At 71.5% G+C, this 26057-nt stretch carries 15 protein-coding genes, 2 tRNA genes and 1 pseudogene; 8 read left to right on the forward strand and 10 right to left on the reverse strand.

Annotated elements, in window-relative coordinates:
• Positions 1-50: 50 nt before the first annotated feature.
• The 6 genes from ACRB68_RS15645 to ACRB68_RS15670 form a co-directional block, all read right to left on the reverse strand.
• Positions 51-5312, reverse strand: coding sequence for a type I polyketide synthase (locus ACRB68_RS15645; protein ID WP_153533196.1), 5262 nt, complete (start codon positions 5310-5312; stop codon positions 51-53).
• The gene (locus ACRB68_RS15650) at positions 5309-12427 is read right to left on the reverse strand and encodes a type I polyketide synthase (RefSeq protein ID WP_153533197.1); all 7119 of its coding nucleotides are present in this window, start codon (positions 12425-12427) and stop codon (positions 5309-5311) included. Before ACRB68_RS15650 ends, ACRB68_RS15645 begins: the two co-directional genes overlap by 4 nt.
• Positions 12424-13863: an NAD(P)/FAD-dependent oxidoreductase gene (locus ACRB68_RS15655; RefSeq protein WP_207709706.1), complete on the reverse strand. Its 1440-nt coding sequence runs from the start codon at positions 13861-13863 to the stop codon at positions 12424-12426. The genes ACRB68_RS15650 and ACRB68_RS15655 overlap by 4 nt, the downstream gene beginning before the upstream one ends.
• A gap of 454 nt (positions 13864-14317) precedes the next feature.
• Complete coding sequence (locus ACRB68_RS15660; RefSeq protein WP_153533198.1) at positions 14318-14503, reverse strand: hypothetical protein; 186 nt, start codon at positions 14501-14503, stop codon at positions 14318-14320.
• 9 nt (positions 14504-14512) lie between these two features.
• Positions 14513-14875 carry a helix-turn-helix domain-containing protein gene (locus ACRB68_RS15665; RefSeq protein WP_328594253.1) on the reverse strand — a complete coding sequence of 121 codons (363 nt, stop codon included), beginning with the start codon at positions 14873-14875 and terminating at the stop codon, positions 14513-14515.
• A gap of 885 nt (positions 14876-15760) precedes the next feature.
• Positions 15761-16033 (reverse strand): response regulator transcription factor, encoded by a 273-nt coding sequence (locus tag ACRB68_RS15670; protein ID WP_194293329.1) that lies wholly within the window; start codon positions 16031-16033, stop codon positions 15761-15763.
• 1021 nt (positions 16034-17054) lie between these two features.
• Here ACRB68_RS15670 and ACRB68_RS42825 point away from each other — a divergent pair.
• The 5 genes and pseudogenes from ACRB68_RS42825 (at position 17055) to ACRB68_RS15690 (ending at position 18580) form a co-directional block, all read left to right on the forward strand.
• On the forward strand, positions 17055-17309 hold the full coding sequence (locus ACRB68_RS42825; protein ID WP_407924290.1) for a hypothetical protein: 255 nt from the start codon (positions 17055-17057) through the stop codon (positions 17307-17309).
• Between the two features lie 47 nt (positions 17310-17356).
• A pseudogene (locus ACRB68_RS42960) lies at positions 17357-17500 on the forward strand (IS701 family transposase); the annotation flags it as partial.
• Between the two features lie 248 nt (positions 17501-17748).
• Positions 17749-18174, forward strand: a complete 426-nt coding sequence (locus ACRB68_RS15680; protein WP_153533201.1) for a site-specific integrase — start codon at positions 17749-17751, stop codon at positions 18172-18174.
• Positions 18171-18344 carry a hypothetical protein gene (locus ACRB68_RS15685; RefSeq protein WP_153533202.1) on the forward strand — a complete coding sequence of 58 codons (174 nt, stop codon included), beginning with the start codon at positions 18171-18173 and terminating at the stop codon, positions 18342-18344. Before ACRB68_RS15680 ends, ACRB68_RS15685 begins: the two co-directional genes overlap by 4 nt.
• Positions 18341-18580 carry a site-specific integrase gene (locus tag ACRB68_RS15690; RefSeq protein ID WP_153533203.1) on the forward strand — a complete coding sequence of 80 codons (240 nt, stop codon included), beginning with the start codon at positions 18341-18343 and terminating at the stop codon, positions 18578-18580. Before ACRB68_RS15685 ends, ACRB68_RS15690 begins: the two co-directional genes overlap by 4 nt.
• Before the next feature lie 71 nt (positions 18581-18651).
• On the opposite strand, the gene ACRB68_RS15695 is transcribed toward ACRB68_RS15690, so the two are convergent.
• Positions 18652-18724, reverse strand: a tRNA-Arg gene (locus ACRB68_RS15695).
• A gap of 190 nt (positions 18725-18914) precedes the next feature.
• Here ACRB68_RS15695 and ACRB68_RS15700 point away from each other — a divergent pair.
• On the forward strand, positions 18915-19361 hold the full coding sequence (locus ACRB68_RS15700; RefSeq protein ID WP_153533204.1) for a hypothetical protein: 447 nt from the start codon (positions 18915-18917) through the stop codon (positions 19359-19361).
• Positions 19362-19506: 145 nt separating this feature from the next.
• Positions 19507-19596: transfer RNA gene (locus ACRB68_RS15705), tRNA-Ser, on the forward strand.
• A 236-nt stretch (positions 19597-19832) separates the two neighbouring features.
• On the opposite strand, the gene ACRB68_RS15710 is transcribed toward ACRB68_RS15705, so the two are convergent.
• A complete protein-coding gene (locus ACRB68_RS15710; RefSeq protein ID WP_153533205.1) occupies positions 19833-21563 on the reverse strand; it encodes an L-aspartate oxidase in 1731 nt (576 codons plus the stop codon).
• 236 nt (positions 21564-21799) lie between these two features.
• Between ACRB68_RS15710 and ACRB68_RS15715 the strand changes: the two genes are divergently transcribed.
• Positions 21800-24556, forward strand: coding sequence for an AAA family ATPase (locus ACRB68_RS15715; protein WP_207709707.1), 2757 nt, complete (start codon positions 21800-21802; stop codon positions 24554-24556).
• An 18-nt stretch (positions 24557-24574) separates the two neighbouring features.
• Here ACRB68_RS15715 and ACRB68_RS15720 read toward each other — a convergent pair whose 3' ends face one another.
• Together ACRB68_RS15720 and ACRB68_RS15725 are read right to left on the reverse strand one after the other, a co-directional pair.
• The gene (locus ACRB68_RS15720) at positions 24575-25060 is read right to left on the reverse strand and encodes an OsmC family protein (RefSeq protein WP_153533206.1); all 486 of its coding nucleotides are present in this window, start codon (positions 25058-25060) and stop codon (positions 24575-24577) included.
• Positions 25057-25830 carry a nuclear transport factor 2 family protein gene (locus ACRB68_RS15725; RefSeq protein ID WP_153533207.1) on the reverse strand — a complete coding sequence of 258 codons (774 nt, stop codon included), beginning with the start codon at positions 25828-25830 and terminating at the stop codon, positions 25057-25059. The genes ACRB68_RS15720 and ACRB68_RS15725 overlap by 4 nt, the downstream gene beginning before the upstream one ends.
• Positions 25831-26057: the final 227 nt, after the last annotated feature.

The following is a 26057-nucleotide window of genomic DNA, read 5'->3' on the forward strand; positions in this document are numbered from 1 at the left end:
TTGCGCACAGGGGTCCACTACCGGCCACACCGCGCCCCAGAGGAGAGCCGTTATCTCGCCGGTCTCTCCGCGTCCAGCGCGAGCCGGACGAGCTCCTCGGCGTTCATATTCCTGATCGAATCCGTGCGGTTGCCCGCGTCATTCCTCGTCTCATTCTCGGTCGCCTCCTCAGGGGCCAGGCTTTCGAGCAGATGCCGCACCAGGTCGGCGACGTTCGGGTAGTCGAAGATCAATGTGGCGGAAAGGTCGAGGCCCGTCGCCGCGGCGAGCCGGTTGCGCAGTTCGACCGCTCCCAGCGAGTCGAAGCCCTGGTCGGTGAAGCCCCGTACGGCATCCACCTCTCCGACGTGGTCGTGGCCGAGCACCGCGGCCACCTGTTCGAGCACGGCGATCCGCACCGCGTCCAGGCGCCGTTCGGGCGCCACGGCCGCCAGCCGCCGGCGGTCGAGGCGCCGGTCGCCATCGGCGCGCCCGGGGCGCGGATCTCGCAGGACGGCCAGGGCGGCGAGGTCGATTCGGGCGGGAACGAGCACCGGTCCGGGGGCGGTCATCCCGAGGTCGAACAGCGCCAGGCCGTCCTCCCACGAGAGCCCGGCCATGCCGGACCGCGCCGCGCGCCGCGCCGTCTGCCCGTCGGCCTGGTCCCCGGCCATGCCGCCCGGGACCGACCACAGGCCCCACGCCAGTGACACCGCGGGCAGGCCCGCGGCGTGCCGGTGCGCGGCGAGCGCGTCCAGGAAGTGGCTGGCGGCGGCGTAGTTGCCCTGGCCCGGACTGCCCAGCGTCCCGGCGGCGGAAGAGAACAGCACGAACGACGACAGGTCCGCGTCTCGCGTGAGTTCGTGGAGGTTCCAGGCGCCGTCCGCCTTGGGACGGAGGACGGCGGCGACCTTCTCGGGGGTCAGGTTCCTCGCGGTGCCGTCGGCGATGACCCCGGCGGCGTGCACGACCGCCGTCAAGGGATGCTCGTCCGGGATGCGCTCCAGCACCCGCGCGAGCGCGGCCCGGTCGGCCACGTCGCAGGCGGCCACGGTGACCTGTGCCCCCAATGCGGTCAGCTCGGCCTCGATTTCCGCGGCCCCCTCGGACGCGCCGCCCTTGCGGCTGAGGAGCAGGAGGCGCCGCGCCCCGTGCGCCGTGACCAGGTGCCGCGCGACGCCGCGCCCCAGCGCACCGGTACCGCCCGTGATCAGGACGGTGCCGTCCGGGTGCGGGAGGACGGCCGGTGCATCCGCCGCCGCCGGCTTCCTGCGGCGCAGCCTCGGGACGGTCGGCCGACCCTGGCGCAGCGCGAGCTGGGGCTCGTCCGGCAGCGGCGGCGGGTCCGAGAGGATGCCGGGATCGTCCACATCCAGGAGGGTGAACCGGCCAGGGTGCTCGCTCTGCGCCGACCGCACCAGCCCCCAAACGGCCGCTCCGGCGAGGTCCGTCACCGTGTCGCCGTCCACCGCCGCCACCGCGCCCGAGGTCACCACCACCAGGCGGTCCGACGCATGCCGGGGGTCGGCGAGCCGGTCGCGGATCAGCGACACCGCACGGTTCACCTCCGCTTCCGCGGCCTCCGGTGGCGCGGCGCCGGAGCCGGTGCCTCCGAACGGGACGAACACGGCAGGGCGGTCGTCCGGCCTCTGCCGGTGGTCAGGCGCGGGCACCCAGTCGATCCCGAACAGGGCGTCGCGGGCCGCGGCCCGGCCACCGATCTCGCCCAGCGGCACCGGGCGGAGCCCGATCGTCTCCACCGAGAGTACGGCGGCGCCCGAGGAGTCGGCGGCGGCCAGCGAGATCCCGCCGCCCTCGGCGCGTGTCAGGCGGACGCGCAGCGCGTCGGGCCTGGTGGCGTGGACGGTCACCCCACGCCAGGAGAACGGCAGCCGCACCTCGCCCGGCGCGGTATCGCGGGTGCCCTCCAGCACGAACAGGGCGTGCAGTGCGCCGTCCCAGAGCACCGGGTGCACGTCGAAGGCGGCGGCGCCCTCTCGCGCCGCCGTGCCGAGGGCGACCTCGGCGAACACCTCGTCCCCGCACCGCCACACACCGCGCAGGTTCCGGAAGGCAGGCCCGTAACCGGTGCCGCGATCGGCCAGGGCCGCGTAGAGATCGTCGATGTCCTCGGCGACTCCGCCGGGCGGTGGCCAGGCGGTGAAGGGGCCGCTCGGCGGGCCGGGCTCGTTCAGCGGCGCCAGCACGCCCGATGCGTGGCATTCCCACGGCGCTTCGGCATCCGGCTGGGAGTAGATGCTGAGCGGCCGCCGTCCGGAGCCGTCCGGTGCGTCCGCGACCAGGCGCAACCACGCATCCTGCCCGCCGGGAAAGAGGAGGGGCGCCCGCAGCACGAGCTCGTCGAGCCGGTCGAGGCCGAGGAGGCGTCCCACGCGCGTCGCCAGCTCCACGAACGCCGTCGCAGGCAGCAGCCGCACGCCGCCGATCACATGATCGGCCAGCCAGGGATGGGCGTCCGGGGACAGCAGCCCGGTCAGGACCACGCTCTCGGAGCCCGGCACCTCGGCGGCGGCGCCCAGGAACGGGTGGCGGACGGGTTCCAGGCCGAGCCGGGCCGCGTCGCCCGACGAGGGCGGCGGGCTCACCCAGTACCGGCGCCGGTCGAAGGCGTAGGTCGGCAGGTCGACGCGTCGGCCGCTGCCGTGACCGGACAGGACCTCGCCCCAGTCCACCGCGACGCCGTCGACGTGCAGGTGGGCGAGCGCGGTCAGGCAGGAGGAGGTCTCGGATCGGCTTTCGCGCCGCAGCGGCACGCACAGGCTCCGGGCCTGCGGAGGGAGGCATTCCTGCGCGGCGACGGTGAGAGCCGTGCCCGGGCCGATCTCCACGCATCTCGTCACCCCGCGATCAGCGAGCCACGCCATGCCGTCGGCGAACCGCACCGCCTCGCGGACATGGGACGCCCAGTACGCGGGGGAACGCGCCTGTTCGGCGGAGAGCGTGCCGCCCGTGACGTTCGACACCACGGGGATCCGCGGCTCGTGAAAGGTCAGCGATGCGGCGATGTCCGTGAACCCGGTCAGCATCGGTTCCATGCGAGGGGAGTGGAAGGCGTGCGAGACCGGCAGCCGCTTCGTACGCGCGCCGCGCTCCTTCCAGGTGCGCGCCACCGTGAGGACCTCGTCCTCGTCACCCGAGATCACGACGGCGGACGGCCCGTTCACCGCCGCGACGACCGCTTCCGCGCCGGTCTCGGCGAGATGGTCGCGCATCGCCGCCTCGGGGACCCCGACGGCGACCATCGCGCCGCCCTCCGGGAGCGCCTGCATCAGCCGACCCCGCGCCGTGACCAGCCGGGCCGCGTCCCCGGGGGAGAGGACGCCCGCGACGTGGGCGGCCGCCAGCTCGCCGACGGAATGGCCGATCAGGTGGTCCGGCCGCAGGCCCCACGCCGTCAGCAGGTGGAACGCGGCGACCTCGAAGGCGAACAACGCGGGCTGGGCGTACTCGGTCCGGTCCAGCGCCCCGGCCTCGGCGGTGCCCTGCTCGGCGAACATCACCGGCTTGATCGGGCGCTCCAGGTGGACGTCCAGTTCCGCGCACACGGCGTCGAGCGCTCGCGCGAACTCCGGGAAGGCCGCGTAGAGGGCCCGTCCCATTTCGGGGGCCTGGGAACCTTGGCCGGAGAACAGGAACGCGAGCGCGCCGTCGTGCCTGGCCCTGGCGACCACCAGGTCGGCGCGGACCTCTCCGGCGGCCAGCGCATCCAGGCCGCGGAGCAGCCCGGACCGGTCGCTGCCCAGCACCACGGCACGGTGTTCCAGCGCGGACCGGGTGGTCGCCAGCGAGACCGCCACGTCGGCCGCGGCGCGGCCGCCGTGGCTCCGCACATGCGCGGCCAGCCGCTCGGCCTGCCGCCGTAGTCCGCGCCCGTCCCGGGCGCCGATGATCCACGGCAGCACGTCGAGCCGGGGCCGGCCCGGCGTTTCCTCGCGCGTCTCCTGCTCCGGGGCGTGTTCGAGGACGATGTGGGCGTTGGTGCCGCTCACGCCGAACGAGGAGACCGCCGACCGGCGCGGGGCACCGGTGTCCGGCCAGTCCACGGGTTCGGACAGCAGCTCCACCGCTCCCGCCGCCCAGTCCACCTTCGGCGTCGGCACCCCGGCATGGAGTGTCTTGGGCAGGCGTCCGTGCCGCATGGCGAGGACCATCTTGATGACGCCCGCCATCCCGGCGGCGGCCTGGGCGTGACCGATGTTGGACTTGATCGACCCCAGCCGCAGCGGCCGTCCGGACGGCCGGTCGCGGCCGTAGGTCGCCAGCAGCGCCTGCGCCTCGATGGGATCGCCGAGGACCGTGCCCGTCCCGTGCGCCTCGACCGCGTCCACCTCCGCCGCCGACAGCCGCGCTCCGGCCAGGGCCTCGCGGATCACGCTCTCCTGCGCGGGGCCGTTCGGCGCGGCCAGGCCGTTGGACGCGCCGTCCTGGGCGACCGCCGAGCCGCGCACGACCGCGAGGACCGGGTGGCCGAGCCGGCGGGCCTCCGACAGCCGTTCCGCGAGCAGCACCCCGGCGCCCTCGGCGAAGCCCGTGCCGTCGGCGTCCGCCGAGAACGACCGGCAGCGGCCGTCCGGTGACAGGCCGCCCTGGCGCTCGAACTCCGCGAACCACTCCGGCGTGGACATCACGGTCACCCCGCCGACCAGGGCGAGGCCGCACTCGCCCAGGCGGAGCGACCGGCAGGCCAGGTGGAGGGCGACCAGCGATGACGAACAGGCGGTGTCGATCGTGACGGCGGGTCCCTGGAGGCCGAAGGTGTAGGCCAGCCGCCCGGAGACGATGCTGCCCGCGCTCCCGTTGATGAGGTAGCCGCGGTAGGTGTCCAGTTCCGGTACGCCGAGGAGGCGGGAGGTGTAGTCGTTGTACATCACGCCGGTGAACACGCCCGTCCTGCTTCCAGCGACGGAGTCAGGGGCGATTCCGGCCCGCTCGAACGCCTCCCACGAGCACTCCAGCAGCAGGCGCTGCTGCGGGTCCATCGCGGAGGCCTCGCGCGGCCCGATGCCGAAGAAGGCGGCGTCGAACTCGGCGGCGTCGTGCAGGAAGCCGCCCGCCCCGGCGAAACCGTCGCCCGGGCCGGCCGGCCAGCCCCGGTCGGCGGGGAAACCGGAGATCGCGTCCCGGCCGGAGTCGACCAGTTCCCACAGCTCGTCGGGCGAGGACACCCCGCCGGGAAAGCGGCAGGCCATGCCGACCAGGGCGATCGGCTCGCGGTCTCGCTCCTCGGTCTCCCGCAGGCGCCGCCGCACGTCGCGCAGTTCCGTGGTGGCGCGCTTGAGGTAGGCGAGCAGCTTCTCCTCGTTCGCCGTCATGACCGTCCCAGCTCCTCGTCGAGCAGATCGAACATCTCCTGCGCCGTCGCGTCCTCGATCGGCTGGGCGCCGTCGTCCGGGGCCTCGGTCCCGGACCATGTGTGCAGGAGTTCGCGGAGGCGGGCGGTGACCTCCGAACGGACGGTCTCGTCCGCCTCGACCGCCGCCAGTTCCGTACGCAGCAGGTCGAGCCGGTCGAGCACACCGGAGGCGGCCCCGGCGCGTTCCTCCTCGGCCAGGCGGTCGCCGAGGCGGGCGGCCAGCACGGCCGGGGTGGGGTAGTCGAACGCGAGGGTGACCGGGAGGCGCAGCCCGGTCGCCGCGCCGAGCCGGTTCCGCAGCTCCACGGCGATCAGAGAGTCGAAGCCCAGTTCCTTGAACGGCTGGTCGGGCTGCACGGCCTCCGGGCCTGGATGGCCGAGAACGGTCGCGACGTTCGTCCGGACCAGGTCCATGACCAGGCGTTGTCGCTCTGGCGCCGGGAGGTCCGCCAGCCTGCGCCGGAAGGCCCGGCCGTCCATGAGGTGGTCGGCCCGTGGCGCGGTGGCCGCACGCCGCCGGACGAGTCCGCGCAAGAGGACGGACGTCCCGCCGGGCGCCGCGCCGGCGTTCACGCGCACCGGGGCGAGCAACGCCTCGTCCATCGCGGAGGCCGCGTCGAACAGCGCCAGCCCTTCGTCCGGCGCGAAGGGCACGATCCCGAGCCGCGCCATCCGCGCCCGGTCCGCCTCGGTCAGATGACCGGTCAGCTCGCTGGGCCGGTCCCAGTACCCCCAGGCGAGCGACTGTGCCGGAAGACCCTGCGCGCGGCGCGATCGGGCGAGGGCGTCGAGGAAGGCGTTCGCGGCAGCGTAGTTGGCCTGTGCCGGGCCGCCCAGCAGCGCCGAGGCCGACGAGAACAGCACGAACTCCGACAGGTCGAGGTGCTGTGTGAGCTCGTGCAGATTCCAGGCCGCGTCCACCTTCGGGCGCAGCACCCGCTCGAACCGCCCGGGCGTCAGTGCCTGGACGAGACCGTCGTCGAGAGCTCCGGCCGCGTGCACCACACCGGTGAGGGGATGCTCGGGAGGGACCCCGGCCAGCGTCCGCTCCAGGGCCGGGCGATCGGCGACATCGCAGGCCGTGAGGGTGACGGCCGCACCCGCTTTGGTCAGGTCGTCCACGAACTCCGCGGCGCCCGGGGTCTGGTCGCCGCGGCGGCTCACCAGCAGCAGCCGGCGCGCCCGGCCCGTATCCACCAGGTGGCGCGCGACCAGCCTCCCCAGGACGCCGAGCGCCCCGGTGATCAGTACCGTGCCGTCGTGGGCCGGGGGCGGGGCGGTGGGCTGCTCCGCCCTGGTCAGCCGGGGGACGAGGACGGCTCCCTCCCTGATGGCGACCTGCGGCTCCCCGGTGGCCAGGACCATCGGGAGGGCGGCGGCCGATTCCTCGTTGTCGTCGATGTCGACGAGGAGGAAGCGGTCCGGGTACTCGGCCTGGGCCGCGCGGAGCAGACCCCAGACAGGCGCGTTGACCAGGTCCGCCGGCTCGTCGTCCGTGACGGTGAACGCCCGGCGCGTCACCACCGCCAGCCGGGTGGAGCCGAAGCGCTCGTCGGCCAGCCATGTCTTGACCGATCCCAGCACGTCCGCCAGCACCGCCCGCACGGCGGCGGGAACCGGCGCCTCCGGACGGTCCGCGCACGGCAGGACGACCACGTCCGAAACGTCGTCGATCTGCGCGAGGGCGGCGAAGCTGCGGGGGCCCGCGAGAGTGCTGAGCAGTCCTGACCGATCGCCGACCACGGCCAGGGACGGCGTTTTCCAGCGTTCTGCCGGGGCCGCACGGGTCCAGTCGAGCCGGAGCAGCGCCCCGGCGCGCGCGAACCGGTCAAGGGAGGTCTCGGCCAGCCGCAGGCTGCCGATCGACACGACGGGTTCACCGGACGGGTCGGTGAGGAGCATCCGATAGCCGTCGCCGTCGCCGTGGGCCGTCAGGCGGGCGTGGACGGCGTGGGCGTGGGGCTTGTGCACGGTCACGCCCTGCCAGTCGAACGGCAACCGGACCGCGTCGGTGTCCTCCAGCGCGGCGAGCGGATGCAGCGCGGCGTCCAGCAGCGCCGGATGAACGGCGAATCCACGCCCGGTGACCGCCTCGTCGGGTAGCGAGATCTCGGCTAGGAGCTCGTCGTCGTGGCGTTTCCAGAGACGCCTGAGCCCCTGGAAGAGCGGGCCGTGCTGGAAGCCGCGACGGGCCAGGCTCTCGTACCAGCCGTCCAGGGAGGCCTCGGCGGCATCAGCGGGCGGCCAGGCCTCCGGTGGATCGAGTGGACGTTGCTCCCGCCGCCCCAGCAGGCCGGTGGCGTGCCGGACCCATTCGGCGTCCGCGCGCGCGTGAATGGTCACGGTCCGCCGGTCGTCCTGCTGTGGAGGGCCTATGACGACCTGCAGGTCGACGGCGTGGTGGTCGGGGACGAGAAGCGGAGCCTCCACCGCCAGCTCCAGGACGGGAAGCCCGGTGCTCAGGGCCAGGTCGACGAACCCGGTCCCGGGGAAGACGACCTGGCCGGCGATCTGGTGGTCGGCGAGCCATGGGTGGTCGTTCAGGGAGATCCGGCCGGTGTACACGACCCCGGCGCCATCGGCCAGTTCGACCTTGGTCTCCAGGAACGGATGCCCGATGTCGCCGGCGGCGCGGCGTGGGGAGAGCCAGTACCGTTTGCGTTGGAAGGGGTAGGTGGGCAGGTCGACGAGCCGGCCGGTGCGGCCGGTGAACCAGTTCACACCGACACCGTGCACGAACGCCTCGGCGGCGCTGGCCAGCATCCGCGCCATGCCGCCCTCACCGCGGCGCAGCGTTCCCAGCGCGGCCACCGAGTCCATGCCGACGGTGAGCGTGGGATGAGGGCCGACCTCGATGAACGGCCCGAACCCGGCCTCGTCCAACGCCCTCACCGCCGCGTCGAACCCCACCGGCTCCCGCAGATTCCGATACCAATACCCGCCATCCAAGACAGCGGTATCGACCCAGTCACCGGTCACCGTGGAAAAGAACGGCACCTTGGCCGGGCGCGGCTCCAGACCGGCCAACGCCTGGACCAGCTCGGACTCGATCACCTCCACGTGCTCGGAATGCGAAGCGTAATCCACCGGAATCCACCGAACCCCGATCCCTTGGGACTCGCAGTCGGCCACCACCGCCTCCAGCGCTTGGACCCGGCCGGAGACCACGGTGGAGGCCGGGCCGTTGACCGCTGCGATCGCAACGTCCCAGCGCCCCCGCAGCCACTCGGCCGGCGCCGCGACCGACACCATCGCGCCCGAGCCCGCCAAACGTGCCGCGATCAGACGACTGCGCACCGCCACCACCCGCGCCGCGTCCCCAAGACTCAAAGCACCCGCCACACACGCCGCGGCGATCTCCCCTTGCGAATGCCCCACCACCGCAGCCGGCACCACGCCCAACGACTCCCACAACCGCGCCAGCGCCACCGCCACCGCGAACAACACCGGCTGAACGACATCCACCCGATCCAGCCCCGCCGAAACCACCCGATCCAGCCCCGCCGACCCAAGAGCCTCCAGCAACGACCAGCCGGTATGAGGGTCCAGCACCTCAGCGCACTCCCTGATCGCCTCGGCGAACACCGGCGACGACCCCAGCAACTCCACCGCCATCCCCGGCCACTGACCACCCTGACCCGAAAACACCAACACCGGACGAGACACAACACCCCGCCCCACCACCGGCGCACGCAAACCCGCCAGCAACTCATCGCGATCCGAAGCGATCACCGCGCTTCGATAGGGGAGCACCGCTCGTCCGGTCGCCAAAGAGAAGGCCACATCCGCCAACCGCGCTTCGGGATGGGCCTTCACCCATTCAGCCAACCGCGCCATCTGCTCCCGCAACGCCGCCTCACAACGAGCCGACACCACGAACGGCAAAGGACCAGACACCGCCCCGACCCCGGCCCCGGCCTCGGCCCCGACCCCGGCCTCAGCCCCGGTCTCGGCCCCGGCCCCTGCCCCGGTCTCGGCCCCGACCCCGGCCTCAGCCCCGGTCTCGGCCCCGGCCCCTGCCCCGGTCTCGGTCTCGGTCTCGGTCTCGGCCTGCGGAGCCTCCTCCAAGATCACGTGGGCATTGGTGCCGCTGATGCCGAACGAAGAGACCCCGGCACGCCGCACATCCGCGGTCCGCTCCGTGGTCCGCTCCGTGGTCCGCTCCGCGGTCGGCTCCGCGGTCGGCTCCGTGGTCGGCTCCGTGGTCCACTCGACCGGTTCGGTCAGCACCCGCACCTTGCCCGAAGACCAGTCGATCCGCGACGACGGCTCCTGGGCATGCAGAGTCCGCGGCAACACCCCATGCCGCATCGCCATCACCATCTTGATCACACCCGCAAGCCCCGCCGCCGCCTGCGTATGACCGATATTCGACTTCACCGACCCCAGCCACAACGGCCGGACACGACCCCGCCCATAAACCGACAACAACGCCTGCGCCTCGATCGGATCACCCAAACGAGTGCCCGTCCCATGCGCCTCCACCACATCCACCTGATCCGGCGACAACCCGGCATTCACCAACGCCTGACCGATCAACCGCTCCTGCGACGGACCATTCGGCGCAGTCAAACCATTCGAAGCACCATCCTGATTAACCGCAGAACCCCGCACCACACCCAAAACACGACGACCATGACGACGAGCATCCGACAACCGCTCCAAAAGAACCACCGCCACACCCTCGGCCAACCCGAAGCCATTCGCCGACTCGGCGAACGCACGACAACGCCCATCCGGCGACAACGCCCCCTGACGACCGAACTCAGCAAACACCCCCAACGACGACATCACCGTCACCCCGGCCGCGACCGCCAGATCACACTCCCCCAACCGCAACGACTGCGACGCCGAATGCAAAGCCACAAGCGACGACGAACACGCCGTATCAACCGTCACCGCCGGACCCTCGAACCCGAACACATACGCCACCCGCCCCGACACCACACTCCCGGTGTCGCCGGTGAACGCGTATCCGGCGGCGGGTCCCTCGGTCTCCTGCCAGCGAGGTCCGTACTCCTGGGTGATCGCTCCCACGAACACGCCCGTCCGGCTTCCCCGCAACCCCAACGGATCAAGCCCCGCCCGCTCCAACACCTCCCACGAACACTCCAACAACAACCGCTGCTGCGGATCCATCGCCAACGCCTCACGCGGCGAAATCCCAAAAAACCCCGCATCAAAATCCGCAACACCGTCCAACAGCCCTGCCTCTCGCTGCACAAGGCCGTCGGTTTCCCAGCCGCGGTCGCCGGGGAAGCCCGTGACCACGTCCCGCTCGCTGAGGACCACCTCCCAGAGGTCCTCCGGCGAGCGCACGCCGCCCGGCAGGCGGCATGCCATCCCCACGATCGCCAACGGCTCGTCCGCGCGGGTCACAGAGGGGACGGCGGTGTCGTCGCTCACGGCGCCGGTGATCTCGGCTCGCAGGCGGGCGACGAGTTCGGCGGGCGTGGGGTGATCGAAGATGGCGGTGGCCGGCAGCCGCAGCCCCGTGACCGCGCTGAGGCTGCGGCTCAGCCGCAGCGCGCCCAGGGAGTCGAAACCCATGTCGGCGAAGGACCCCTGCGGGAGGAAGGCGTCCGGCTCCTCCATGACGAGCGCGACGCTGGAGCGCAGCAGGTCCATCAGGACGCGCCGGGCCTCGGCCTCCGAGGCGGTCGCCAGGCGTTGCCTCAGCGACGGTTCCGCCGGCCCGTCATCCGCCTCGGTCGGTGCTTCCGGAAGGGCGACCTCGCCGTCGTCTCCGTCCCGGGGCCCGAACACCGCGTCCCAGTTCACCGTCGCGCCGTTGGCATGAAGCTCCGCCAGTGACCTGACCAGTTCCTCCCTGTCGCTGCGCTGTCTCTGGAGGGTGGCGACGACGACGGCGGTCCGGTCCTCGGCGTCGAAGGTCTCCTGCATGCCCTGGGCGAGCAGCGGATGCGGGCTGATCTCCAGAAAGAGCTCGTGTCCGCTGCGCAGCAAGGCCCGGGTCGCGCGGTCGAACCGGACGGTGCTGCGCAGGTTCCGGTACCAGTAGCGAGCGCCCAGGTCCCCGGTGTCCATGAGTTCCCCGGTCACCGTCGAGAAGAACGGGATCTCCGCGGGCACGGGCGCGACGGGAGCGAGGTCGGCGAGCAGGCGCTCCCGCAACCGTTCGATGTGCGGGGAGTGGGCAGCGACGTCCACGGGGATGCGGCGCGGCCGGTGGCCGGCTTCGCCGAGTTCGGCCATCAGGGCGTCGACGGCGGCGCGGTCGCCGGAGACCACGACCGACCGGGTCCCGTTGACGGCCGCGAGGGCGAGCCGTCCTTCCCAGGGGGACAGCCACTCCGAGACGGCGTCCTCGGTCAGCGCCACGGTGAACATGGCGCCGTCACCGGCGAGCGTGGCCTGGGCACGGCTCCACAGCGCCACCACCCGGGCGCCGTCGGCCAGGGACAGCGCTCCGGCCACACAGGCCGCGGCGATCTCCCCGTTGCTGTGCCCGACGACGGCGGACGGCTCGACGCCGTGCGTGCGCCAGACCTCGGCCAGCGCGACCATCACGGCCCACAGCGCGGGCTGGACGACGTCGTCGCGCTGGAGCCATCCCTCTCCGTGCTCACCCCGCAGTGTCGCGAGAAGCGGCCATTCCACGAACGGCGAGAGCGCCTCGTCGCACCGCCGGAGTACGTCATCGAAGACCGGGGAGGAACGCAGCAGTCCCCCGGCCATGCCTGCCCACTGCGCGCCCTGGCCGGGAAAGACGAAGACGGCCCCGCGTCCGCCCCGGAGGTCCGGGAGGCCGCGGGTGGGGCGGATCAGGCCGATCTCCTCACCGCCGTGTGCCAGCGCGTCCAGGCCCCGGACGAAATCGGAACGGTCCCGGCCCAGCACGACGGCCCGGTGGGCGGCCGGGCCGGTCCTGTCGCCGCCGAGGAGGCGGCCGACCGCGGAGGGCCGCAGGTCCAGGTGCTGCCCGGCGTACTCGTGCAGCCGTGCGGCCCATGCGCGCAGCAGGCCCTCGTCCGGTTGCGAGAGCGGCCAGGGGACGAGCGGTGGACGATCCGGGTCGGTGCCCGTGGAGATCCCGTGAGGTGCGTTCGTCATCGGCGACCGGGCGACCGCGGCCCGTCGTGTTCGCGGTTCCCTGTCCTCCCTCGCGTGTCTGGACTGTGCGGGGCTTTCTGGTTCGGCCGGTCGACGCCGGGTCCAGGCCTCGCCTGCCCCGGGCGGACGTTCGCACGGAGTACGCGCAGGAGAATGGGCGGTGAGAACAGCCGGTGGGGCGGGTCCAGGAGGTTGGCGACGCGCAGCATCGTGCGGCCGACGGCCGGATCCCGTTCGAGGGCATTCCCGAGCGAGCCGAGGTAGGCGTTGGCCAGCCGCAGCACGGGCGACCGGCGGCCCTCGACCCCGTCGAAGCGCAGGTCGCCTCCGGTGGCCATGAGCCACGGCACGTCGATCACGCGCTTGATCTCCTGGAAGAACCGGCAGGCGAGGTCACGGTCGCCCTTGAGCAGGCAGGTCCGCAGCACCCGCGCCTCCTCCGCGGCGACGGTCATTCCCTGGCTGTAGACGGGGTTGAAGCTGCACACCGCGTCACCCATGACGAGATAACCGTCCGGGAACCGCTCCAGGTGCTCGTAGCGGCGCCGGACGCTCGCGGGGAACCGGGCACGCACCGCCTTCTCCAGGGGTTTGGCCGTGGCGATGAGCCCGGCGATCCGCGGGTCGTGGAGGGTCGCCGCGAAGGCGTGGAACCCGGCGTCGTCCAGCGGGGGCTCGTCCCCGAGGATCCCGGCGAGCGTGACAATCCAGCGGTCGCCCTCCTCCCGCGCCAGCGCGCCGCCCCGCGGATTGTCCACGGACAGTGACACGACGGCGCCCTTGCCCTCGGGCAGGTGGTGCGGCTCCCGGTGGAAGTGGCGGGTGGCGTAGGTCATGCCGATCCGCACGGCCTCCTCGGCGGGACGTTCGTAGCCGAGTTCCTCCAGCCACACGGGAGACCGGCTGCCCCGCCCGGAGGCGTCGACGACGAGGTCGGCGCCGATCTCCTCACGGAGGTTGTCCTCGTCCAGGCGGACGACCCGGACCTCGGTGACCCGCCCGGCGTGCGCGGTCAGCCCCTCGACCTCCCGGCGTTCCTGGATCCGCACCTTCGGGAGCGCCGCCACCCGCGCACGGACGCGGTTCTCCAGCAAGGCCCGGCTCATGGACAGGCCCTCCAGCCCGGACCTGGCCCGGTGCATCGGATGGCCGTCCAGGGTCCAGCAGATGTCGTGCTGGAGGTCGGCGCTGGTCGCGCCGAGGCTCAGCAGTTCCGCCGAGAGTCCGGGGAACATCTCCTCCAGGAGGTCGCGGCCGCGGGCGAGCAGCCCGTGCAGATGGCGGGCCTGGGGCGTTCCGGTCCGCGGCACCGCGTCGCCGGGCAGGCTGTCGCGGTCGAGCACGACCACCTCGTCGTGCGTCTCGCTGAGCGCTCTGGCCGCGACGAGTCCCGTCATCGCGGCGCCGATCACCACCGCCCGTTTCACGTGCGGCACCCGCCTGAGACTTCGGTCAACTTCCAGCACGCCAGACTTCTGTCTCTGACCACGAACACGAGCCCCCAGCACAATCCGAGAAGGATGAGGATGAGTGGAACCTGTGGAATGGAAGGCCCATGCGGCGCCGGCATGGACCTCTCGTGTTCTTCAGACTCACCCGAGCCCGGACAGGGGTCAATGGAACTTTCGTCCGACCAGGCACAGGTTGACAGCGAACACCAGGTCAGCAGCATGCCTCGCGGCCCGGCGCGGGCCACCCGGACGGCACGGGAAGGCGCCGTTGATGTCATGTTTCCCGGGCCCGATCGCGTCCGCGTCCTCGTGGTAGCCGATCACCCACAGTTCCATATCGGACGGAAACCATTCCCGCCCCGCCGCGTACGCGTTCGGATGGGGTTTCCCGAATCCGGTCCGCGCGGACGTGATGACCGCGTGGAAATACTGAGCCTTTTCAGCAGGTGGTCTGAAGTCCGCGGTTGTGGAGTACCAGGATGGCTTCGGCCAGGTGACCAGGGCTCAGCCCGGTGCTGCGCAAAAGCCGGGGCATGCCCCAGATCCGGACGGCGATCAGGTCGTGCACGCTGCCGGGCAACGCCCCCGACACCCACAACAGCCGCCCGTCAGTCGCTGCCGGCACCCTGCAGGTTCATGCCGTGTTCCTTGTGCTTTCCCGAGTAGTAGGGGCCGTCGGCACCAGGGCGCCGTCCAGCACCGGATACAGCAGCCCGTCGCCGGCCGCCCGGCGCAGCGCGGGGGTGCGGGCGGCCAGCAGGCCCACGGTGCGGTGCACATACCGCCAGGCGGTCGCGGTCGAAACACCGAACCCACCAGCCAGTGCGGTGAAGGTCTCGCCCTTGCGCAGGTAGACCGGCGTCATCAGGGCTTGCCGGCCGGGTGGCAACGCCCGGTGCCGGCGGGCGCCTCGGGCAGCACGGTCACGGCGAACCACGCCGGTCGCACAGGCCAGGGTCGAACGCGACAACGACCGCCTCCGACGCCCACCCGGCACACCACCAATTTCCCGAGATCATCGGTTATAGGGCATGCCGCTCCGGTGACATCATTCCGCAGGTCACCGGGCCGGGGAAGGCCTCCCCAGTTCCCGCCGCCACTATCGTTACGTTCCGCGCCCATACGCCGGAGAGTCCTTCACGGCTGTACCTCCAGGCTCTTCACCGCTCCCATGGCCTTCACTCCGGTTTCGAAGGGCTCGGCACTCTCTTGTCCCGCCTCGAAAGACGGCTGAGTAATAACGCTGCAGGCTTCGCTTTATGTTACGGACCGCATCTTCGCTTCCCTCTAACAGGGTTTTCGATGCCGGGCTTCGACCCCGCCCGTTTCCAGGCGAGGCCGCCAGCCTGCCACCGGGCTTCCTGGCAACTACCCGGACCGGACTTCCACCGGCAAGCGACGACGAGCTTGCGAACGAAAAGATCAGCCGCTCATCGCGGCATCATCTCCGATCTTCTGGGCGCACGAAAAAAGCTCGATCAATGACCCGCGGGAAACAGGCCAGGGCGTTCACGGAGGACCGACCTCGTACTCAAATTCTTCACGATCAATTCTGTGGGAAGTCCAGGCCGGAAGCGTGCGACATAAGCCATGCGGGACCACTCGGCATTGAAAGGCACAGGGATTCCGGCCCGCTCTAGGACGACAGCCGCCTTCCCATAGAAGCCCGCCCGTTCCAAGGACGATCTTTTCGCGCACAGAGGTGACGCCGCCCAGGCCCGGGATAATGCGAAAGAAACAAATACTGCCGGACAAGGGGTGGGCGGACTTGCTCTTGCCTCGGCGAACGAATTATTCCGATTCGATGTCCGTCAGGAATTTGCCGACGATGGCCATCGTCCGTTCCTCCCGCGCCACCGATTTCGGATGACCCGCACGCGCCTCAGCGACAGCCATCATCAATGGCGCCTTCGTTCAGGAGGCGGTGCAGAACGGAGACCAGCCCCGCCTGCAGCCTGGAATCCACACCGAGTTTGCTCATGATCTGGGCGACATGAGTCTTCACCGTGCGCTCGGCAATGCCGAACTGTCGGGCGATCAGCCGGTTCGAATAGCCCTCACCGAGCTTGGTGAACACTTGCACCTCACGCGTCGAGAGCAGATGGACCCGGCCGACGTGTTCGGTCCAGATCGCCTGGCTGCCCGGCAGGCTCACCGAATCCGATCGAGTTCTTACCGTTTCTCCAACCGACGACATGACCCGAGGCCTTCCTGTCAGAATTTATGAATTGTCGGGTGGTGGCACGTACGCACAGCGCCCCACGTAAGTCCTGGCACAGGTGCCCACCTGGGGAGACTCGGACCGTGGCCGCCTACTACAGGCGATCTCATTCAGGCTAAGCAGCTGTCAAATCGCCCGTCAATAGCCCCGAAGCCGTCAGCCCCGGCAGCCCTACGGCCCTCCACGCCGGGCCGGCGCCGCGGCCCTCCGACTGAAGTGGAGTCATGACCGACTGTCAAGGAGCATGTACCGAGAACCGGGCCGAACGCGATCATCGACTCGCGTCATTTCGGTCTTCATAACCATCGGTTTATGTATCGTCCGATGGTCACATCTGACGACACAGGGGACCCCCAAGACCCCATGGTCGCGAACGAGACGACGACCTGGCCCCTGGGCCGGCCCTCATCTCCGCCGCCGCCTTTCAGCATGAGAGGACGCGGGCATGGATTTTCACGCCTGGCACCAGGAGTAGATCGGCCGGATTCACCTCTCGGGCGGCTCCTGCGCGTGGTTCAGGGACGCATCCACGTGATTCTGGACGGCAGCCCGCCCGGCTCTCTGCCCGTTATCACTCCAGCCGCGCTTGGAGATATCGGTCTGGTCGAGGCCGGGACGTGAGACGGTCACCGCCGTGATCCAGTGAGATCACGAGCTTCGCGACTTCGACAATGCTCTGACCTGCAAAACCAGGCGCGTCAAAGTCTTTAAATCCATGATCTATTTAGATCATGTGGGTGTGTTGGAACCCTATGATCGGCGGTGGCCGTGCCGCCTGCTGTAGAAGGTGTCGACCCGGCCGGGTGGGTTGATGGGTTCGATGCGTTGTTCGCGCAGGTGGTGGCGCCGTTCTTCGGGCGCAGGGAGCCCCGATTGCGGGCCAGGCGGTATCTGCTGGGCCTGTTGAGCGGGCTGGTCGCCGGCGGAGTTCGCCGGGGATGCCCGGCCGGACGGGATGCAGCGGTTGCTCAACCAAGCACGATGGGACGCCGGCCAGGTGCGCGACGCGCTGCGGTGGCAGATGACCGACGACACCGGGTTCGAGAAGAAGGGCCGCCGCTCAGCGCCAGTACACCGGCACCGCGAGGAAGATCACCCATTGCCGTTCGCCTCGTATGCCAACCCCGGCGATCAGCGGGTGCTCATCGACCGGCAGCTGTATCTACCCAGGTCCTGGTTCGCAGGCCCTGACCGGCTGGCCGACGGCTGAGCCGTTCTGCATGGGCGCTGGCCCTCCGGTCGATCAGCGACCCACCCGAACTGGTCCGGGCCGCGGGATGCCGATGGAGCGCCGAGGAATGCTTCCAGGCGACCACGAACCAGGTCGGTCTCGATCACTACCAGGTTCGCCGGCACGTCACGCTGGCCATGGTCGCCCACGCCCACCTGGCCTTCCTGGCCACCGGGCGCCTCCAGGCTTCGATGACGACAGTGGCGGGGCCGACGCCCCCGCCACACGGGGGCCCGGGCCCGCAGGGACGACCCCGGCGAACTGGTCCCGCTCACCGTCAACGAGATCCGCCGCCTGCACGCCCATCTCCACCACCCCAGACACCCACCCGAAACCGACGGCGCCACCAAGCCCGCGCCCACCGCTGCCGCCACCAACGCTGGCTCACCGATCGCTGCAGGCGGTTCGGCCGGCGCAGGTGATCAAGCTCTACCGCGACCTCGTGACGAGCGGCGGGCGGGATGGCAAGGGCCTCTCCCCGCGCACCGTGGCCTACGTGCACGCGGTCCTCCGCAAGGCGTCCGAGGACGCCGTGCTCGTTGACCAGCTCATCCCGTCCAACCCGGTGGAGCGGGCGAAGCGGTCCCGCACGCCGCACCCGGAGCCCGGAAAGATCTGGACGCCCGAGCAGCTCGGCGCCTTCCTCCGCACGGCTCAGAAGCACCGGCTGTCGGCCTTCTTCCACCTGGCGGCCTACATGGGGGCGTGGCGCGGGGAGCTGCTCAACCTGCGGTGGCGTGACGTCGACCTGGACAGCCGAACGATCCAGATCAGGGGGTCGTCTCGTTCATCGCCGGTGAGCGCATCGAGGGGACGACCAAGAGCGGACGGTCCCGGGTGGTGAGCATCGACGCCGGGACGGTGCGTGTGCTGCTCGCGCATCGCAAGCGGCAGGCTGCCGAGAAGCTCGAAGCCGGGGAGAGCCGGCGGGGTGCGGGCAAGATCGAGGACGGACACGTCTTCGTGAGCGGCCGCGTCCTGCCGATCCCCCCGACACGGCCTCATCCCTCATGAAGCAACTGATCAAGAGCCACAACGCCACCGTGGGCGAGGGAGACACGTTGCCGCACGCTCGCCTTCACGATCCGCGGCACGTCCATGCGACCACGCTGCTGCTGGTCGGCGTCGTCGCCGCGCGGCTGGGGCACGCCGATCCGGCGATCACGCTCCGGGTCTACGCGCACGTGATCAACGAGCAGCTCGCCGAGGCGGCGGCCATCTTCACCAAGCAGGTGGAGGGAGCCGCGTAACCGGCTCCTGTCAGCAAACCCGTTAGCACAAAGGCCCCTTGCGATGATCGCAAGGGGCCTCTGGCCTGCTGTGCACCCGAAGGGATTCGAACCCCTAACCTTCTGATCCGTAGTCAGATGCTCTATCCATTGAGCTACGGGTGCGCGCTGCTGGAGATAACTGTACCGGGTGTTCGGAGCTCTTGCGACTCGGGGTGGAGGCACGCCGCCGGGGGCGGCGGGGTGGAACCGATCGGGGCGCTGCGCACTCGAAGTGGTGATCGAGGCGGGTGTGTCACATGAGGTCTACGCTCGCCCCGTGTTCCCAGCCCCCCGCTTGAAGGAGAAATCCCCTATGCGCATGTCTGCCGCCAAGATCGTCGGTGCCCTCGCCATCGGTGGCGCGGTGCTCGGCTCGACGGCCTGCGGTCCGCTCGACGCCGTCGCCGGCGGGGACAAGAAGACCGCCTGCAACAACATCAAGACCGAGCTGACCGCCCTCGGCGATTCGGGTTCGGCGACCGGGCTCGGCGGCGCGGGCGCCAACGCCGCGGCCAAGGCGGACAAGTTCGCCGCCGCCGCCTCCAAGATCCGCAGTGAGGGGCAGAAGGCCGGCGGTGACGTCGAGACGTCCGCCACCGCACTGGCCGGCGACCTGGACAAGACGGCCGACACCCTGCGCAGCCTGTCCTCGGGGCGGCCCTCGGCGGGCGGGATGAACTCCCTCACGCAGATGGCCCAGCACGGCCAGGAGCTCGGCAAGGCGTGCGGCTACCAGTCCAACTTCCGCTTCGGCAGCTGACGACGAGGCCGGGCCCGGCCCGCCGCCGGGCCCGGCCTCGTACGGTCCACGCTCGTTTCCCACTATGCTTGGGCGTCGGCTCCCGGGTAACGCTTTGCTGCTCGGCACGCCGACCGGTAGCCTGTGCTGAGCCTCAGGGCTACATGGAGGATTCGCCTAGTCCGGTCTATGGCGCCGCACTGCTAATGCGGTTTGGGTTTACCGCCCATCCGGGGTTCAAATCCCCGATCCTCCGCTCGTGAGCAGGGGCTTCGTCGAAGGCGACCATCTTCGACGAAGCCCCTTCTGCGTTCCTGGTGCCCGTTTGGGCTGCTGGAGAGCACAAGACACCGTGACGGCATCATCCGCGCCGGTCCAGCGTCCTGTTCTGGATCATTGACGTGATCACCCCGCGGGCTCGGTGCGGGCCGCGAGGGAGATCGCATTCCGTGCGGCCGCAGGGGTCTCCGGCTCCGGCGGTTCATGTTCCCCCTATTCGGCGAGCTTGCCGGTGGAGGAGACCTCCCGCATCAGGGGGGCGATCTCCGGGGGGATGGGCGGGATGCCTTCCCGTTCGACCTTGCCGGGGCCCGACCACACCAGGTTGACCTGGAGCGATGCGTCGATTTCGGGATGGTCCGAGCGGTTGTGACAGCCGCGGGTCTCGCGCCGTTCGAGCGCCGCGTCCAGCGTCGCCCGCGCGGCCAGGACGGTGGACTTCAGGTCGAAGGCGTGCGCGAGGTCCTGATAGCCGGCGTTGTCGGGGTGGACACCGATGGCGCCGATCCGCGCTTCGATGGCGTCCAGCTCGGTGAGGCCGGTGCGCAGGCCCTTCTCGTCGCGGACGACTCCGCCGTACTCGGTCATGACGTCGCGGACCGCGCGCTGCAGGGCCCGGACGTTCTCCGGTCCGTCGCAGGACAGCAGCCCGTCGATCTCGTGGCGTGCCGCGGCGAGCGCGTCCGGGCACCGGCGCCGCCCTTGGAGGCCGGCCGAGTAGGCGGCCGTCGCTTCGCCGACGATCCGGCCGTAGACCAGTAGTTCGATGAGGGAGTTGCCGCCGAGCCGGTTGGCCCCGTGCAGACCGCTGGCGGCCTCGCCGATCGCGTACAGGCCGTCCACATCGGTGCTGTGGTCCTCGGGACGGACCCATACGCCGCCCATCGAGTAGTGCGCGGTCGGGGCGATCTCGATCGGGTCCCTGGTGATGTCGAGCATCTGCAGCTCCAGCAGGGTCTGGTACACCCGCGGCAGGCGCTCCATGATCGTTTTTCGGGGCAGGTGCGAAACGTCCAGCCAGACTCCGCCGTTCGGGGTGCCGCGCCCCTGTTTGATCTCGGTGTAGGCGGCCAGTGCCACCCTGTCGCGGGTCGACAGCTCCATGCGCTCGGGGTCGTAGCGCGCCATGAACCGCTCGCCGAGGTCGTTGAGCAGCCTCCCGCCTTCGCCGCGCGCCGCCTCCGACACCAGCGTCCCGGCGGCGTCCTCGGGCGACAGGAGCCCGGAGGGATGGAACTGCACCAGCTCGGGGTCGCGGACACGGCCACCGGCCAGCACCGCCAGGCGGAAGGAGTCGCCGGTGTTCTCGTCACGGCGGGAGGAGGTGCGCCGCCAGATCCGGGTGTGCCCGCCGGTCGCCAGGATCACCGCGTCGGCGTGGATGACGTAGCGGGTTCCGTCGTTCACATCGAACCCGTAGGCGCCGAAGACCGCGTTGTCGCACACCAGGAGGCGGGTGATGTAGAGGGTGTCCAGGATCGGGACGTCCAGCTCGGCCGTCCGCCGCACGAGGGCGCGCTGGATCTCCAGGCCGGTGTAGTCGCCGCTGAACGCGGTCCGCCGCCAGGTGTGGGCGCCGAAGAAGCGCTGCGAGATCCGTCCGTCGGCCTCCCTCGCGAACGGCATCCCGTAGCGGACGAGGTCGTCGATGCCGCGCGCGGCGCCCTCGGTCACGATCCGCACCGTCTCCGGGTCGGCCAGCAGGTAGCTCTCCTGCAGAGTGTCGGCGGCGTGCTGCTGCCAGCTGTCGTGCGGGTCCATCGTCGCCAGCGCCGCGTTGACGCCGCCGGCGGCCAGCGTGGTGTGAGCGTCGGCTTTAGGGCGTTTGCCGACGGCCAGGACCCCCACGCCCCGCTCGGCGAGTTCGATCGCGGCCCGCAGTCCCGATCCTCCGGTGCCGATCACCAGTACCGGCGCCGCGAGCCGCCGCTCAGAACCATTCATGGTCGTGCCTTCCAGATGTCGGGTTCGGTGTTCGGCCCGCGCGGGTCCGTCGTCGTCCGGCGGGTCCGATCACCCTGGCCGGACCGGGCACCGGGAGGGACCAGGGGACTGCACGGGCCGACTCCCTGGGAGGGCGCCGCATCCCCGGGGAACCGGCGGCCGTCACGGACGCAGGGGCTGTCCGGTCTTCATGGGCGACACAGGGATACGGGCTGATCGAACGGCGGTGCTGTCAGGTGTTGCGAGGGCGAGACGACGAGTTTGCGCGGCTCGACGGCCTCCTTGAGGCCGTGCGGAGCGGTGAGGGGCGAGTGTTGCTGCTGCACGGCGAGCCGGGGGTGGGAAAGACGGCGCTGCTGGACTATCTGGCGGGGCGGGCGCGCGGGTTCCGGGTCCTGCGCATCACGGGGGTCCAGTCAGAGGTGGAACTGGTCTTCGCGGGCCTGCACCAGCTCTGCGCGCCGATGAACGACCGTTTCGGCCGCCTCCCCGCTCCTCAGCGTGAAGCCCTGCGCACGGCGCTCGGGCTCAGCTCCGGACCCGTTCCCGACCGCTTCCTGGTCGGCCTGGCCGCCCTCGGTCTGCTGGCCGAGGCCGCCGAGGAGCGTCCGCTGCTCTGCCTGGTGGACGACGCGCAGTGGCTCGACCATGCCTCGATGCAGGCGTTGGCCTTCGCCGCCCGCCGCCTGCTGGCCGAGTCGGTGGCGATCGTCTTCGCCGCCCGGGATTCGGTCGCGGAACAGGCCGGCCTGCCGGAACTGGAGATCACCGGGCTGCCCGACGGGGACGCGCGGAACCTGCTGCGCGCCGCGCTTCCCGCCTTGCAGGACCAGCAGGTGCTGGACCGGGTCGTCGCGGAGGCGCGGGGGAATCCGCTGGCACTGGTGGAGCTGGCGAAGGAGTCGAACCCGGCCGAGCTGGCGGGCGGGTTCGGGCTTCCGGGTCCCCAGGCCCTGACCGGCCGGATCCGGGAGATCTACGAGCGCCGGGCCGTCCGGCTTCCGGCGAGGACGCGCCTTCTGCTGCTGGCCGCAGCAGCGGAGCCCGGCGGGACGGCCGCTGTGCTGTGGCGCGCGGCCGAGCGGCTGGCCGTCGGCATCGGCGCGGCGGCGCCCGCGGTCGCCGCCGGGCTGGTCCAGATCGACGACCGGGTGAGCTTTCGTCATCCGCTGGCCCGATCGGCGGTCTACTGGGCCGCCTCGCCGGACGAGCGGCGCCGTGTCCACCGGGTGCTCGCCGAGGTGATCGATCCGCGGACCGATCCGGACCGCCGCGTCTGGCACGCGGCGCACGGCACGCAGGGGCCCTCCGAGGACGTCGCGGCGGAGCTGGCGAGCTCGGCCGCACGGGCCCGGGCGCGGGGAGGGCTCTCCGCGGCGGCGGCGTTCCTGGCGAGGGCGGTCGAGCTGACTCCAGACCCCGCCCGCCGCCAAGAGCGGGCCATGGCCGCCGCGCGGGCCGCCTATCAGGCCGGAACGCTGGAAACCGCCCTGCGGATGCTGTCCATCGCGGAGGCGGACTCGCTCGATCCGCTCCGGCACGGCCAGGTGAGCCTCATGCGCGCGCAGATCGCCTTCGCCGCCGACCGCGGGAGCGACGCGCCCGGGATGCTGCTCGAGGCCGCCGGGCGGCTCCAGCCGCACGACGCGCCACTCGCCCGCGAGACGTACCTGGAGGCGATCAGCGCGGCATTGTTCGCCGGGCCGCTGGCCACCGGCGGCGGCCAGCTCGAAGCGGCCGAGGCCGCGCGGTCCGCGCCTTCGCCGGGAGGACCCGCCCGTCCCGCCGACCTGCTGCTCGACGGGCTGACGACCCTCATCATCGACGGCCACGCCGCGGGCGCGACGGCCCTGGAACCGGCGCTGAGAGCGTTCACGGACCCGGAACTCCCGCCGGAGGACGGGCTGCGCTGGCTGTGGCTCGCCGGTATTTCGGCCGCGACGATGTGGGACCACGAGACCTGGAACGCCTGCGCGACCCGGCACCTGCGGCTGGCCAGGGAGAGCCGGCGGACCACCGCGTTTCCGCTGGCGCTGACCGGGAGCATCGCCGTGAAGATGGTCGCGGGCGAGCTGAACACGGCCTCCGCGCTGATCGAGGAGGTGCGGACGATCGCCGAGGCGGTCGGGACCGTTCACCCGCCCTACGGCGCGCTGCACGCCGCCGCGTGGCTGGGCAGGGAGGCCGAGCACGATGAGCTGATGAGAACGATCGTCGCGGACGCGATCCGGCGGGGCGAGGGGAGCGCCCTGCTCACCGGCGGGTGGACGACGGCGCTGCTGTACAACAGCCTCGGCCGGTACGAGGAGGCGCTCGCCGCGGCGAGCGAGGTCACCGGCCTTCCGCAGCGGGAGACGAGCGCCGTGGTGGGCTGGGCGCTGGTCGAGTACGTCGAGGCCGCCGTCCGGAGCGGCGCCCCCGATCGCGCCGCCGGCGCGTTCCGGCGGTTGAGCGAGCGCACCAGCGCCAGCGGGACGGACTGGGCGCTGAGCGTCGAGGCGCGTTGCCGTGCGCTGCTGAGCAGCGGCGCGGCCGCGGAGGAGTGCTACCGCGAGGCGATCGGCCGTATCGACCGCACGGCCGTACGTCCCGAAACGGCCCGCGTCCGTCTCCTCTACGGTGAATGGCTGCGCCGCGAGCGCCGCCAGCGCGACGCCCGCGAGCATCTGCGGACGGCGCACGAGTCGTTCACGGCGATGGGCATGCGGGCCTTCGCCCGGCGGGCCGAGCGGGAGCTGCTGGCCACCGCGCAGCAGCCGCGCAAGCGTGCGCTGGAGACGGCCGGCGAGCTCACCGCGCAGGAGTTCCAGATCGTGCGGCTGGTGCGGGAGGGGCTGAGCAACCCCGAGATAGGGGCCCGGTTGTTCATCAGCCCCCGCACCGTCGAATGGCACCTGCGGAAGACCTTCATCAAGCTCGGCATCACCTCGCGCAGGCAACTCCAGCGCGCCGGCACGAACGGAGCCCGGCCGCGGCCGGACCCGATCGCCTGACCGGATGCCGGAAGACCGTCAGCGCGCAAGACGGATCGTGGCCGGGGCCCCCGCGCGGCTCATCTTCACGTAAGGGCAGGCTTCGGCCGCCTCGGCCAGCAGTTCGGCGGCGGTCGAACGGGCGGCTCCCGGCCAGTTCACCAGCACGTCGGTGCGCAGCAGAAACCCGCCGCCGGCGGGATCGCGGCCGACGGCCACCGCCGCGCCGATCGTGATCGGTGCGGGGTCGAGTGAGTGTCGCCGGGCCAGCAGGCTGAGCACGGCGTGGAGAGAGGCGGCGAGGGCCGCGGCGAAGAGCTGTTCGGGATTGGCGCCGGTGGCGTCACCGCCCAGTTCCCGGGGTGCTCGCAGTTCCAGGTCGAGAGCGCCGTCATGGGAGCGGGCCCTGCCGGTCGCGCGACCGTGGGCGGAGCCGCCTCCGCCCACGGCGACATGGGCGGTGTAGATCGGTGTGAACGCGGCGCCGTCGTAGTCGTCGTCCGTGGACGGGATCGGGTCGTTCAACGACTCCGCCTTTCCCCGCCGTGATGCGAGGGGCCCGCGGGCGTGCCGTGCTCAGGACGATGCCAGCGCCGCAGCTTGTCGGGGTTCAACGTGATCCAGACGGCGGTGACCTCGGTGCCGGCGGTGCTCACGCTCACCACCGCCACGGCCTGGCCCGCCTGGTACAGGACGAGGCCCGTGCGGCCGTTGACGGACCGGACGGTCACGGTGAGCCGGAGCCGCCCGGACAGCAGGGCCGCCATGAAACGGGCGGCCGCGTCCGCACCGTGCGCCGGGCGGGCCGCGGCGCGCACTTTGCCGCCGCCGTCGCTGACCACGATCGCGTCGCCGGCCAGGAGGGTCTTCAGGGCCGCCGTGTCGTGGGCGCCGCATGCCGCCGCGAACCGGTGCACCACGTGATCGTGTCTTGCGAGCAGGGCTTGGTCGGAAGGGTCCTGCCGTGGCTGGCGTCGCAGCCTGCCGATGACGGGATCGAGTGTGCGGCGGGGCTCGGGCAGGCCGCCCGTGTCCGCGCGGGCGGTCCTGCCGCCGGGGCCGCCGAACTCACCGCCGGCGAGCAGCCCCAGGCAGATACCGCCCGCCACACGTGTCAGCCATGCCCTGGGCGCCGCGATGCCCGCGCGTTTCCCCTCATCGAGGGAGTACCAGCGGCGATAGGTCTCCTGGACGATCCGGTCGGCGGCGTCCGCGCCGAACATCCACTCGGTGACATCCAGCAGGTGCCTCCGCTCGTCGAGCATCTCCGCCAGCGACACGGTGGCCCCGGTCATGACCGGACGTCCTCGTCGCGAGGAGGGAGCGCCCGGCAGCGGGGAACGCCGTTCTCGCATGCGCGGCCGTCGGCCGCCGAGATCGTCGGCACATCGTCCTCACTTCGGTCGGGTCGCCAGGTAAGACAGGGCAGCGCCTCCGGTTGTGACCGCCCCCGGCATCGTGGGGGGGCAGGTCGGGCGGCGGCGAAGGCGGGGACGTAGACCAGGGACCGCATGGCGAAACG

This window comes from Actinomadura macrotermitis, from assembly GCF_009604375.1.
GTDB classification, from domain to species: Bacteria; Actinomycetota; Actinomycetes; order Streptosporangiales; family Streptosporangiaceae; genus Spirillospora; species Spirillospora macrotermitis.